An 11,435-nucleotide genomic window follows, 5' to 3' on the forward strand; every position below is an offset into this window, starting at 1 on the left:
GACGTCGCTAGATGTAGAAACGTGGCATGTCAATTGAACGCCAAGAAGTCAAACAACGCATGAGTCGTATTGTGAAGCACAACGGAACTATCTACTTATGTGGTCAAGTCTGTGCCGACGCCAGTAAAGGGATCGAAGAGCAAACACAGACGATGCTTGAGAAGGTAGATGCTTTGCTTGAGCAAGCGGGCTCGGATCGTGAGCACATGCTATCCGCTACTGTGTATGTTCGTGATATGAAAGATTTTGCAGCGATGAATGCGGTTTGGGATGCGTGGGTGCCTGAAGGTCATGCGCCAGCCCGAGCATGTGTGGAAGCGAGAATGGCTCGACCTGAACTTCTCGTGGAGGTTTCCGTCATTGCAGCTGAAAAGTGATAGACAGCGACTAGGAATGAAAAAAAAGCGAGGGTTCTAGCCCTCGCTTTTTTGTTTGAACATTCTGGGGCTATAGGAGGACTAACTATTCTCCACCGCCTTGGCGATTCTGAGAATAGCCGCTTCTCCTAAGTCTGGACCGAGGATTTGTAAGCCGATTGGCAATGTGGATCCAGAATCGGACTGGGTAGTTCCCGCCGGCACTGAGATACCGGGAATCCCAGCAAGATTGGCAGCAATCGTACAGATGTCAGCAAGGTATTCTTGGAGTGGGTCATCAGCATTCTCGCCGTGCTTGGGCGCAGGTGTGGGAGCCACTGGAGAGATGATAGCATCCACTTCATTGAAAGCGTCGGTGAAGTCCTTGCGGATCAGGGTGCGTACTTTTTGGGCTTTGGTGTAGTAGGCATCATAGTAGCCTGATGAGAGAACGTAGGTGCCTAAGATAATACGACGTTTAACCTCGGCTCCGAAGCCTTGAGCACGAGACTTACGGTAGAGGTCGATGAGGTTTTCTGGGTTTTCGGCACGGTTGCCATAGCGGATTCCGTCGAAGCGAGAAAGGTTTGATGAAGCTTCCGCTGGGGCAATTATGTAGTAGGTGGCCACTGCGTATTCTGTGTGAGGAAGGGAGATCGGCACGAGCTCCGCTCCAGCGGCTTTCAACTTGGAGGCAGCATCGTCAAATACGGCTTTGACTGCAGGATCGATAGATTCGCTGAAGTACTCTTTCGGGATGCCGAGCTTCATTCCAGCCACGCCTTGGTCGATATTGGCAGTGAAGTCTGTGTTATCGTCGTCCAGTGAGGTGGAATCCGCTGGGTCATATCCGGTGATGGCATTGAGAAGCAGCGCCGCGTCATCCACAGACTTAGTCATTGGACCAATCTGATCGAGTGATGAAGCGAATGCGACGAGACCGTAGCGAGACACTCTGCCATACGAGGGCTTGAGCCCGACAATGCCGCAATGCGACGCTGGCTGGCGGATTGAGCCACCGGTGTCGGAGCCCAATGCGGCAATCGCAGTGTTTGAGGCGATAACTGCAGCTGAACCACCTGAGGAACCACCGGGAACACGAGTCGGATCATGTGGGTTATTGGTGGGTTTGATGGCGGAGTTGCTACAGGTGGAGCCCATCGCAAACTCGTCTAGATTGGTACGCCCGAGTGGGATAGCACCAGCTTCACGCAATTTGGTGATCACGGTGGCATCGTAGGGTGAATCAAAGGCTCCATCGAGAAATTTGGAGGCGCAAGTGAGAGCTTGCCCTTTGACGTTGATGTTGTCCTTGATCGCAATCGGGATGCCGCCAAGAGGCAAGCTGAGGTCAGCCTGCTCGGCTTCAGCCCGCGCTGCATCGAAGTCGTGGGAAATGTAGCCAGCTACGGTGCTGTCATGTTCGGCAATCGATGCTTCGAGTGCATCGATGATTTCGACTGGCGTGATTTCTCCGGCACTAAGTTTAGCGCGGAGAGAGGTGATAGATTCGTTAGAGAGCATGTCTATTGGAAAAAAAGTAACAGATGGATATCTAGCTGTTCGTTGATGATTAGAAGACCGCGTTATTCGATGACCTTTGGTACACGAAGTTGGTCATTCGCTGTATCCGGGGCATTGGCAAGGAAAGCGTCGCGCTCAAGGCCGGGGTGGGCGATATCATCTCTGATACGGTCGAATACAGGGGACGCATGTGCTGTGGGCTCGATACCATCAACATCAAGCTCAGAGAGCTTGTCGATGTAGCCTAAGATTTCATCGAGTTGTTTGCCGAATGTTTCAGCCTCTTCAGCGGTGAGTTCGAGTCGGGCAAGATTAGCCACGTAGTTGACGTCGATGTGTTCAGTTGCCATGACGGGAAGATGGGCAAGAGCACAGGATTGATCAATACTTAATCGAAAGAAGCACTGATTTTAAGATCAGTGCTTCATCAAGTGAAAAGAATGATTGATGTACTGAGACTAACTAATCACCTCGTCGATTACCTGTGTGATATCTTCAAGCTGTTTGGTAAGTTTATCAACCTGCTTTTGGATGGCTTTGAACTTGAGTGATCCTTCTTCAAACTTTGATTGATCGCCTAGCTTTGAATCTAAACGCTTTTTAACAAATTCATAGCGTTTGCGGTGATTGTTGATGTCACCCTTGTAGTTGTTGTTGATGGGTAGTTGATTTACAATGTCTTGAGAATCAGTAGAAAGCTTTGAAATTGGAGCTTGATAGATGTCATAACGCCCATTGATGCTAAAGACAATTTCATCCTTTGTGCGAACATAGATGACGGTGTCTACGACTTTTCCATTTGTAGCAGATAGAGTAGCTTTGTATGGAAGGTTCGCACGTCGACGTGGGGCCGATTTTTCATCCCTGCGGTTATTAGGGAAGTAATGAAGGAGAGCTTCAGTTTCATCACTGAGCTCAGCAATTGGAATAGAAAGTTCTGAATGGTTGACTTCTAGGGAGTAGAATAGGTGGGTGTTGTTTTTTGCTAGAGCATTAACGATCACCTTTTCTCCATTAGATTTTTCGATAGAAATTGCAGAAGGAAAATAGCCTTGATTCAAGGTTCTTTTGTAAGGCTTCAATGTGTCTTGCAAGCTGTCACTAAACTCGTTCTTGTGGATAATATGAGGTAGTTTCTTACCTTTAAATTTATTGTGATTCTCATCGAGGAATTCGATGTAGTTTTTTGAATGTGAAAGTATTGTGATATGTTTTAGCTCGCCATCATATTCAAGATCCAATGATAAAGGAAGCTCCAAGGACGGAGTGTCCTCAGCTGGCTCTTGATTGTAGTAGAGGTATGCTGGTAATGCGATGCAGCATGCGAGGATGAGAAGATATTTGAACATGTTAATTTGGGAAATTGAGTACTATTTTTTAAGATCGCTAATTTCTGCTTCAGTGGCAGCTAGCTTTTTTGAAATCGACTTGTATTTGAATGAACCACGCGCGTAGCGTTCCATGTCAGCTTCTAATTCGGCACACTTCTTTTCTAAAAATGAAATGCGTTTGTCTTCATATGATGCGTCGGTGGTGGGTCGGTATTTTATCACAGGAAAGCGTTCCACAAGTTCAACTGATTCATCGCTGAGTTCAGTGATGGGATACTCATTAATTTGGGAGGAGCCGACTTTTGAGAATGTTACAGTGTCCTTGCTGCGTCCGAGTATGTTGACTTCTAGTGACTTCCCTTTGTTGTTGCTTAAGATGGCTCGATGCGGGAATTCGATATAATCAGCATCCGCTTCAATCAAAGAATTGTCGGAAGACTGTGGGAGGCTAGGTTTTTTCGAAGTCTCTGTAGTATCAGTCTTCGTAGATTGCTCACATTGACTCAATGTGAGTGGGAGAGCGATGAATGAAAGGATTGGAAGGAGTCTCATAGTGTTACTTGTTAGTATATCTTTCACTTATCTAGTAGGAGGGCGGTACTCAAGAAAAAAAATGTGATACTCATGATGATTATGTGTCATAATTTTTATGATTTATTCGCAGTGGCGACGTGATGTTCTAGAATTTATTGGCTGGTTGCATAATTACCAAATTTGAATTACCTTGATATGTCTGTATTGATTTTAATGTGGTATGCTAACAGCTCATTGCTTTATTGGCTGAATCATCAATAAAAAAAGCCAGCTATCTCTGAGATAGCTGGCTTTGGTGTGAAATGTTGGAGTGGATTATTTCTTCGTTGCGTGTGGGATAGAGACGTAGATTTGCTCCAGTGCTAGTATGACGTAGGCAGTGGTGAGTTCGGCTTCATTTTCCCACCAACGAGAGTTTTCATTAATCCATGAACCGTCAGGTTTTTGCAGTCCGAGTAGATGGCCAGCAAGTTCTTTGCGCCAATCTACCGACTGCCCGTCGCTGATTGTTAGGGTGTCAATGCCTGCGGCGTTGAGAGCCTTTGCCATGACTTGGTAGTAATAGAATAGGCCTTGTTGGCCAAGGCCAGGGTTTTCATCTAGGGTGTAGTTGTCATTGAGCCATTGTTTCACAGCTTTAACACGTACATCGTTTTCATCAAGGTCGGCGTAGATGAATGACAGGAGGCCTGCGTACGACATGGAGCCGTATCCCCGTAATGTTTCGCGGCCATCTTTTTCAGTTTGGGTTCCAGCCTTGGAGTTACCAGGGAAGTATACGAATGAACCATCGTTGCTAATGCCTGGTTGGTCATTAGTTTCCTCTAAGTTCTGAGTCCGCGAGATAAATTGAATGGCTGCATCCCAGTTGAGTTCTGGCTGACGCTTTTCTGTGTCTTTAGCATATGCTTCGCTGAGTTTGATTGCCTCGACAGCGAAATGAGTGTTGGACAGGTCGGAGTGCGGGTAGGATCCACCATAACCGATTCCTCCGTCATTGACATTGTCAGTCTCACCTCGGATATCCCAATCTTGTTGCTGGTTGATGAGGAAGCGTCGTGCGGCTAAGATGCTTTCTTTGTGCTCGGGTTGACCAGAGGCGACGAGGGAGGTAAGGCTGGTGGCGGTGTTGTAGGTGGCAAGCCCTTTGACGTAGATGCCACCATCTTTATGTTGTTGTGCGACCAACCATTCGTAGCCTTTCTTTACCTCAGGAGCGTCGTTATCCACTGCATTGGGAGAGCGACGTGCGGCGGTGAGTGCGAGAGCGGTGTATGCTGGGATCTTTTTGTTGCGCCAAAAGCCCTCTGGCTCTTGGGTTTCCCTGAGGAACTTATTGCCTTTGGCGATGGCGTGTTCCATTTCGAGTTTGAGGGAGAGGTAGGGAGCCTCAGGGTTTGTTGCTGCTGAGAGGCTAGTAACAGCAGCAAGGCTCACAGCTAGGGTATTGCGAAGTGATTTGCTGATCATGGTGTTCAGTTTATTGGTTTGTTTCTGTTTTCTTCAGTGTGAGAGTGATTGGAGTTCCGACCGCTGGAAGCAGTGGTTTATTTGGAACCCATAGGGTGTCGTCTGATCTCGTCTCGCCAGAGTAATTGGCCATGGCAGTTCGGTCAGTTAAAATGGCGATAATATCGCCATTGATGTCGGCCTTGAATCGGCCGCGGTGCATGTAGGATCCTCCGTAAATCCATGGCGCAGGTGGCATGGTTGCTCCTGAGCCGTCAGTGTGGAGGAACAATTCTTCTAGAGGAAAGTTGACGGTGTCGCCATCGCTTTCCCAGCTCACGTTCACGGTGAAGCGAGAATGGCGTTTTTCGTCTTCAGTCGCTTCGTGTAATTTATTGGTAGCCACGAAATTCTTATCGAGTACTGGGAAGAGTTCCTTGGACGCTTGAAAGCTGAGGAGTTTGAGGACCACGTTGAGGTTGAACGGCTTGATGTCAGTGAGAAAGAGAGTCTCATGCACTTTACCCATTTCAGTAGTCAGAACGTATTCAATAATGACTTTGTCGTGCTTCAAGACACAGGGTATGTAGATCTCTTTCTTGGCACTGTTGAATTGAATCTTACCCATTTGGTAAAGCGACTCACTGAGCTGTTCGACTTTCGGCGGTGTATCAGCTTTGCTGTCTTCAGCTAGGGCAGGTAAATACCATAGCGTCGAGATAGCGCCAGCGTAGACGCAACGAGTGAGGAAATTCATACTACCATTCATGAGACCTATGCTACGATGTGGCAAGGGGGAAACTTATTCCTGCGAATCTTTGGCAATAGGAGAATAGCGTCTGATGATCTCGCGGCAGCCGTCCTCTAGCATGTCAGCCACGAGATTGAAACCTTCTTGACCGCCATAGTATGGATCGGGAACTTGAGCATGTTGGTGCTCGGTACAGAAGCTGGTAAACTTCTTTACTTTATCCGAGTATTTTCCCTTTTGATCCATGAAAGTGACTGCTGAGTAATTATCATCATCCATGGTAAGAATGAGATCGAATGCCTGAAAGTCATCTTTAGAAAACTGTCTAGCGGATCCAGTCACAGGGACTTGGCGCTCAGTTAAGGTGGCACTCATCCGTGAGTCTGGGCTTTTCCCCTTATGCCAACCTGCGGTGCCAGCAGAGTCAATTTCGAACGACTGAGCGCAGTCAAGTTCATGTGTTAAGTGACGCAGAATGTTTTCGGCGGCAGGGGATCGGCAAATATTACCGAGACAAACGAAGAGAATGCGGGTCATGGTGTTGGGTCTAGGAACCTTTACTGAGAACAGCGACACATTCGAGGTGACGCGTTTGAGGAAAGAGGTCGAATGGTTGCACTTCTTCCAGTATGTATCCAGCATCAATAAAGTGCTGAAGGTCGCGCATCTGGGTTGAGGGGTTACAGGATACGTAGACGCAGCGGGACGGACCAAAAGCGAAGAGCTGTCTGAGGAATTCTTCATTACAGCCCTTGCGTGGGGGGTCGATGACTACGGCAGTTTCGTCGGCTGGGAAGTTGATGTCGGCGAAAATTGCTTCAGCGCTAGAGGCTAAAAAGCTCACATTTTCGATGTTGTTTTGGCGCGCATTGGCACGTGCCCAATCGGCGGCAGTCTCGCTGACTTCGACACCCGCAACTTGCTTGAAGCTCGACGCGAGTGTGAGGGCAAAGAGCCCAGAGCCGCAGTAGGCGTCTACGAGGTATTGTGCGTTATGCTTAGAGGCTTGCTTGGCGACGTACTCGGTAAATGCTGGAAGGATGAATGGGTTGTTTTGGAAGAAATCTCCTGCAAGGAAGTTGAAGGCGAGGTCACCGACATGCTCTGTAGCGATCGCGCGGTTATTTGTTTCTACGCGTCCTTCCGTGGCGCGCATGAGCATGGTGACACCCTTTTTATACTGTTTGGCATTTTGGTGAGCCTGTTGGCGAAGCTCGGGCATGGCATCATTGATCAGGTCCATGGCGATGGGGCACTTTGGCACATCGAGAATTGAGTTTCTGCGCCCGTTGCGTAGGAAACCGATTGCTTCAATCTTCCCATTCTTCGGTTTACTGAAGTGAGGGGTGAGTTTGGAACGGTAGTTCCATTGTTGGGGGGAGGCGATGGCAGCTTGGACGGGGTGGTCGATCTTTGCCATGTGTTGGAGTAGTTCCCCAACTTGGCGGGTTTTCCACTCCAATTGCGTCGAGTAGTCTAAGTGTTGGTATTGACAACCACCGCATTCCCCGAAGAGTGGGCATTTCGGTTCGATACGGTGAGGTGATGGCTCGATGATTTCGATCAAATCACCTTGAGAGCAATTGTTATCATTACGGAAAATGCGTACTTTGACCGTTTCTTGAGGGAGTGCAAAAGGCACAAACACAACCCACTTGGCATCTGAATCAAGTTCTTTACGCTGTGCCTCTGGTAGATCTACCTTGGCGACACCGACACCTAGATTGGTGAGGGATTCGACCGTGACTTCGATTTCTTGGTGGTATTCGAATGGGAAAGGGACAAATTTTTTATGTGGTCGCATGGTGTGAGAATCTGTTTCAGCTTGCGCATTGTTTGGTGTATCTTGGGGCAGAATGAAAGCCTTTTATCCCATCGTTTTCTCTATCTTGGCAGGCCTCGCTGTGGCTGATGAAGCCCCATGGTATGATGCCCATGGAAATGTGGTCAAGTTTGCGAATGGGCTGGAAGAGTCAGATCAGGAAAAACAGCAGACTAAGGCGACGGCTCGGCAAGAGACAGCATTGGTTTTTCCTGTGCGTGCCAGCTGGGGGAAGCGTCGTTTTTATCAGCGCCGAGGAAGGACTTCTACATCGGGGTACTATCCAGACTGGTGGTACGATTGTGATTATTATCCCAGCCCCTATTGGAGGACGGGAGGATATTATTATGGTTATTCCCACTGGAGTGGCACTCGCTTACGCATTAGGGTTCGCTAGCTAGGTCCTGTAGTGCTCAATCTTTATTGGAAAATCTTCTATTTTGGGGCATAGTAGAGCATGGTCGTTGAAGCTCAGTATCTCAAAGCTGGCGCAATCTTGTTGCCCGGCGTTTCAGTATTTCCCAACAATGCGATGCCTTTGCATATCTTTGAGGCAGGTTATCGAGAGATGCTCAAGGATGCCCTAGCTAGTACTGGGAAGTTCATCGTTGGGGTATTACCAGTTGTAGATGGTCGGCTCTCGGAGGCTCCGACCCGAACAGCGGTGGTGGTGGAAGTAGTGATCAATCAGGCTCTGCCAGATGGTCGATCGGCCCTCATTGTGGCAGCTCGAGAACGCATCCGAATTGTGTCGTGGGAGCAATCTCCGTCATACCCACGTGCGGTGTATCACAAAATGACTCGTGAGACTCCCGATGATGCTAAGGTGATCATTTCACTCCTCAAAGACAGTTTTGAGTCAAAGATTACGCAGTTTGTGAAGAACGACCGTAGAGAGATTTTGAAACAATTAGATTCGATTGACAGCCTGGAGGGGGTGATCAATGTGATAGCACATTACTCAGTGGGGGATGAACGCATGCGGCGCTATTTCCTGGAGGAAGATTCTGATAGTGAGCGTGCGAAACGTTTATTATTGATGCTTGAAGGATAAAAAAATCCCCACCGATGCCTCATCGATGGGGATCCTACAAGTTTGATGAAATGCTTGATTATTTTTTCTTCAACTGAGGGAAGAGTACAACGTCACGGATCGTAGGTGCACCGGTCAGCATCATGACCAATCGATCGATCCCGATCCCGATGCCGCCTGCTGGAGGCATGCCTGACTCCATCGTCTCGACAAAGTCGTTGTCTACGTTTTGGGTTTCACCGCCGGCCTGTTCCTCGAAGCGCTGACGCTGGAGGATAGGGTCATTGAGTTCGGAGTATCCGGGTGAGATTTCTTGACCGTTGATGATGAGTTCGTAGACGTCTATCACTTCAGGGTTCTCAGGGTTGATCTTAGCAAGTGGTATGAGCTCTTTAGAAACGTGAGTGACAAAGCATGGATCGAAGCTGTGCTCTTCGACGAGCTTTTCGAAGACCTGTTGGGTGATTTCATAGTCCTCCATGTTATCGGATATCTCGATACCAAGTTCCTGGCACTTTGCGCGGTGTTGTTCTTCAGAGAGGTCAAACCAATCATCGCCGGCGACCCCTTTGATGAGCTCGTGGTACGGCGCGCGCTTCCATGGACGCTCGAGGTTGATGGTGCGTACGACTTCACCTTCCTCATTCTTGTGTTCGATTTGAAGGCCGCCGCAGAATTTTTCAGCGAGGTGGCAAGTGAGTTCCTCCACGAGGTCAGCCATCTGCTCGAAATCTGAGAATGCCCAATAAGCTTCGAGCATGGTGAATTCAGGGTTGTGGCGGCGGGAAATACCTTCGTTGCGGAAGTTGCGGTTCAATTCGAAAATCTTGGTGAAGCCACCACAGAGAAGGCGCTTGAGGTGGAGCTCAGGAGCGATTCGCATGGTGAGTGGCATGTCGAGCGCGTTGTGGTGAGTCTCGAATGGGCGAGCAGCAGCACCGCCGGCAACATCATGGAGCATCGGAGTTTCGACTTCGAGGAATCCGCGCTCGTGCAAGAAGTTACGAATTTCAGCAATCATCTGAGAACGCTTCACGAATAGGTCTGCACTCTCTTGATTGGACATGAGGTCGAGGTGGCGCTTGCGGTATTTGGTTTCACGGTCGCTCACTCCGTGCCATTTGTCAGGCATTGGGCGGAGAGCTTTGGAAAGCACCGTAAGTTTGGATACATTGACAGAAGGTTCACCTTTCCCTGTGGTGAAGGTTTCACCGTCGATACCAATCCAGTCACCCATGTCCATGAGCTTCCAAGCAGCCCATTCTGTTTCGTTGAGACTTTTCTTGTTGAGATAAATCTGAATGCGGCCGTGAACGTCGCCAATGGTGGCGAAAACGGATTTACCCATATCACGGATAGCGAGAAGGCGACCAGCAATCGTGACCTGCTTGCCGTCCTCGAAGTTTGCTTTGAGATCACCTGGAGTGATGGTGATGTCAAATTTACCACCGAATGGATCGATGCCCAGTTCGCGGAGTTTTTCGAGTTTCTCGGTGCGGACTGCGATGAGTTCTGCTTCGGTCGATTGTGGCTGTGCGTTTTGCTCGCTCATAGGGCGGGCAGATTACGTGGAGATCCTTGATTTGCAAGCCGCAATTGATGTGGAGGTTCAAGGGTCTTTGAATCACGATGTCACAGCACAGCGTGCTCTGTTCATTTACTTGTAGATGGAGCAAAATAAGCCAATCTTGTGGCAAATTTGTTTTTATGTTAGTACGAGTTGGTATGCTAGTTGCTGATAGCCTATAAGTGGTCTGGTTGATAGAAACTGGAAACACACAATCGTTCTATGGGGACAAAGCAAAATACTCGATACTTGGTAGTAACAGATCTAGATAGTTCACTTCTAGATGAGGATTATAGTTATTCGGGAGCGGAAGGCGCTCTTACTACCATGCGTCAGATGGGCGTCCCACTGGTGATGAATTCCAGTAAAACTTATGCGGAGCTTCGGGCCTTAGCTTCCGAGTTAGATGAATGCCAGGCTCTTGTAGCTGAAAATGGTGGTTTGATTGCTCTAGAGGGGAGGTCCGCCATGGTGCATGAAGGTGATCCACTCGATTCCTTCGGGTATGCCTATCAAAATTTAGGAAAGTCACGCGATGAGATATTACAGGTCGCGCACAAGCTACGTGATACCCATGGCTACAAATTTGAAGGGTTTGCTGATTGGCAGGTGTGTGATGTGGTCGAACATACCGGATTGAGCTCCGAAGCTGCTGCTCTTGCAATGGATCGCATGGCTACTGAGCCGATCCATTGGCATGGGGACGAGGCCGAGTGGGACACCTTTACCAAGGCTCTGACGTCTGAGAGCATTCGTGCCATCCGTGGGGGGCGGTTCATCCACTTGATGGGCATGAGTGATAAGGTAGTAGGTATGCAGGCTGTCGTGCAGCGAATTCAAGCCGCAGATCTAGATGTAGAATGGAAGGTGATAGCCGTTGGTGATAGCCAGAATGATCTAGCCATGTTGGAAGCTGCTGATGTAGCACTTGTGATCCCGCATGCGGATGGACCACACATCAAACCGAATAATCCAAATACGATTTACGCCAGATTTGTCGGCTCGACAGGCTGGGGACAGGGGATCATAGAGATCTTGAAATAACATTTATAAAACAAAAAATCTAAC

Annotated in this window: 12 protein-coding genes; 3 read left to right on the forward strand and 9 right to left on the reverse strand. The window is 48.5% G+C overall.

What is annotated here, in order from left to right:
- Window positions 1–26 precede the first annotated feature (26 nt).
- Window positions 27–377, forward strand: a complete 351-nt coding sequence (locus F454_RS0100240; protein ID WP_018968607.1) for a RidA family protein — start codon at window positions 27–29, stop codon at window positions 375–377.
- An 81-nt stretch (window positions 378–458) separates the two neighbouring features.
- Here F454_RS0100240 and gatA read toward each other — a convergent pair whose 3' ends face one another.
- The 8 genes from gatA to F454_RS0100280 all read right to left on the reverse strand — a co-directional run bounded on the left by gatA (window position 459) and on the right by F454_RS0100280 (window position 7,749).
- Window positions 459–1,880, reverse strand: coding sequence for an Asp-tRNA(Asn)/Glu-tRNA(Gln) amidotransferase subunit GatA (gene gatA, locus F454_RS0100245; protein WP_018968608.1), 1,422 nt, complete (start codon window positions 1,878–1,880; stop codon window positions 459–461).
- A gap of 62 nt (window positions 1,881–1,942) precedes the next feature.
- Entirely contained in the window at window positions 1,943–2,230 is a 288-nt protein-coding gene (gene gatC / locus F454_RS0100250) for an Asp-tRNA(Asn)/Glu-tRNA(Gln) amidotransferase subunit GatC (protein WP_018968609.1), read from the reverse strand.
- A 108-nt stretch (window positions 2,231–2,338) separates the two neighbouring features.
- Complete coding sequence (locus tag F454_RS0100255) at window positions 2,339–3,229, reverse strand: hypothetical protein (protein WP_018968610.1); 891 nt, start codon at window positions 3,227–3,229, stop codon at window positions 2,339–2,341.
- 21 nt (window positions 3,230–3,250) lie between these two features.
- Window positions 3,251–3,763: a hypothetical protein gene (locus F454_RS0100260; RefSeq protein ID WP_018968611.1), complete on the reverse strand. Its 513-nt coding sequence runs from the start codon at window positions 3,761–3,763 to the stop codon at window positions 3,251–3,253.
- 297 nt (window positions 3,764–4,060) lie between these two features.
- On the reverse strand, window positions 4,061–5,215 hold the full coding sequence (locus tag F454_RS0100265; protein WP_018968612.1) for a prenyltransferase/squalene oxidase repeat-containing protein: 1,155 nt from the start codon (window positions 5,213–5,215) through the stop codon (window positions 4,061–4,063).
- Window positions 5,216–5,225: 10 nt separating this feature from the next.
- Window positions 5,226–5,951, reverse strand: a complete 726-nt coding sequence (locus F454_RS0100270; RefSeq protein WP_156817050.1) for a YdjY domain-containing protein — start codon at window positions 5,949–5,951, stop codon at window positions 5,226–5,228.
- A gap of 45 nt (window positions 5,952–5,996) precedes the next feature.
- On the reverse strand, window positions 5,997–6,482 hold the full coding sequence (locus tag F454_RS0100275) for a low molecular weight protein-tyrosine-phosphatase (protein ID WP_018968614.1): 486 nt from the start codon (window positions 6,480–6,482) through the stop codon (window positions 5,997–5,999).
- Between the two features lie 10 nt (window positions 6,483–6,492).
- Complete coding sequence (locus F454_RS0100280; protein WP_018968615.1) at window positions 6,493–7,749, reverse strand: class I SAM-dependent RNA methyltransferase; 1,257 nt, start codon at window positions 7,747–7,749, stop codon at window positions 6,493–6,495.
- A 475-nt stretch (window positions 7,750–8,224) separates the two neighbouring features.
- On the opposite strand from F454_RS0100280, the gene F454_RS0100290 reads away from it, so the two are divergent.
- The gene (locus F454_RS0100290) at window positions 8,225–8,821 is read left to right on the forward strand and encodes an LON peptidase substrate-binding domain-containing protein (RefSeq protein WP_018968617.1); all 597 of its coding nucleotides are present in this window, start codon (window positions 8,225–8,227) and stop codon (window positions 8,819–8,821) included.
- Between the two features lie 58 nt (window positions 8,822–8,879).
- Here F454_RS0100290 and lysS read toward each other — a convergent pair whose 3' ends face one another.
- The gene (gene lysS, locus F454_RS0100295; protein WP_018968618.1) at window positions 8,880–10,352 is read right to left on the reverse strand and encodes a lysine--tRNA ligase; all 1,473 of its coding nucleotides are present in this window, start codon (window positions 10,350–10,352) and stop codon (window positions 8,880–8,882) included.
- Window positions 10,353–10,589: 237 nt separating this feature from the next.
- Here lysS and F454_RS0100300 point away from each other — a divergent pair, with 237 nt between their 5' ends.
- Entirely contained in the window at window positions 10,590–11,411 is an 822-nt protein-coding gene (locus F454_RS0100300) for an HAD-IIB family hydrolase (protein WP_083912821.1), read from the forward strand.
- The last annotated feature ends 24 nt before the right edge of the window (window positions 11,412–11,435 follow it).

The organism is Rubritalea marina DSM 17716, from assembly GCF_000378105.1.
GTDB classification, from domain to species: Bacteria; Verrucomicrobiota; Verrucomicrobiia; order Verrucomicrobiales; family Akkermansiaceae; genus Rubritalea; species Rubritalea marina.

Excerpts from the sequence above, each read along its gene's own strand:
- F454_RS0100240 (WP_018968607.1), top strand. The coding sequence starts at position 27 with ATGTCAATTGAACGCCAAGAAGTCAAACAACGCATGAGTCGTATTGTG.
- F454_RS0100275 (WP_018968614.1), bottom strand. The coding sequence starts at position 6,482 with ATGACCCGCATTCTCTTCGTTTGTCTCGGTAATATTTGCCGATCCCCT.
- F454_RS0100290 (WP_018968617.1), top strand. The coding sequence starts at position 8,225 with ATGGTCGTTGAAGCTCAGTATCTCAAAGCTGGCGCAATCTTGTTGCCC.
- F454_RS0100255 (WP_018968610.1), bottom strand. The coding sequence starts at position 3,229 with ATGTTCAAATATCTTCTCATCCTCGCATGCTGCATCGCATTACCAGCA.
- F454_RS0100260 (WP_018968611.1), bottom strand. The coding sequence starts at position 3,763 with ATGAGACTCCTTCCAATCCTTTCATTCATCGCTCTCCCACTCACATTG.
- gatC (WP_018968609.1), bottom strand. The coding sequence starts at position 2,230 with ATGGCAACTGAACACATCGACGTCAACTACGTGGCTAATCTTGCCCGA.
- gatA (WP_018968608.1), bottom strand. The coding sequence starts at position 1,880 with ATGCTCTCTAACGAATCTATCACCTCTCTCCGCGCTAAACTTAGTGCC.
- F454_RS0100280 (WP_018968615.1), bottom strand. The coding sequence starts at position 7,749 with ATGCGACCACATAAAAAATTTGTCCCTTTCCCATTCGAATACCACCAA.
- F454_RS0100270 (WP_156817050.1), bottom strand. The coding sequence starts at position 5,951 with ATGAATTTCCTCACTCGTTGCGTCTACGCTGGCGCTATCTCGACGCTA.
- F454_RS0100265 (WP_018968612.1), bottom strand. The coding sequence starts at position 5,215 with ATGATCAGCAAATCACTTCGCAATACCCTAGCTGTGAGCCTTGCTGCT.
- lysS (WP_018968618.1), bottom strand. The coding sequence starts at position 10,352 with ATGAGCGAGCAAAACGCACAGCCACAATCGACCGAAGCAGAACTCATC.
- F454_RS0100300 (WP_083912821.1), top strand. The coding sequence starts at position 10,590 with ATGGGGACAAAGCAAAATACTCGATACTTGGTAGTAACAGATCTAGAT.